Below are 326 nucleotides of genomic sequence, written 5' to 3' on the forward strand. Positions count from 1 at the left end.
GGCCATGAAAAAGACCACGCCAATGGCGCCCAGCATCATGATGTTGGACCAGTTATTGGCGCTGAGGTGGTAGGTGTCTGCGCGGATGATATGGTGACGATACGCTTTGGCGTTCGCGGTGTAGGATTCATCAAAAAAGCGCCGTGCCCGGTCACGATTGAGCGCTAGCTCCTTGCGTCCCTCGATGGCCGACTGGTAATCCCTATACAGCCGATCCTCGCTTTCGCGCACCTGATGGAAATGACGATACACCTTCGACACCAGTACCCAGCCGATCCCCATGGTGAACGCCATCCATAGCACGGTAATCACCACCATCTGCGGTG

General features: G+C 56.1%; 1 pseudogene. It reads right to left on the reverse strand.

Features of this window, described 5'->3' with window-relative positions:
- Positions 1-326, reverse strand: a pseudogene (locus tag P8629_RS11540) (hypothetical protein); the annotation flags it as partial.

The sequence above is a fragment of the Hydrogenovibrio sp. 3SP14C1 genome (genome assembly GCF_029625905.1).
Lineage (GTDB): Bacteria > Pseudomonadota > Gammaproteobacteria > Thiomicrospirales > Thiomicrospiraceae > Hydrogenovibrio.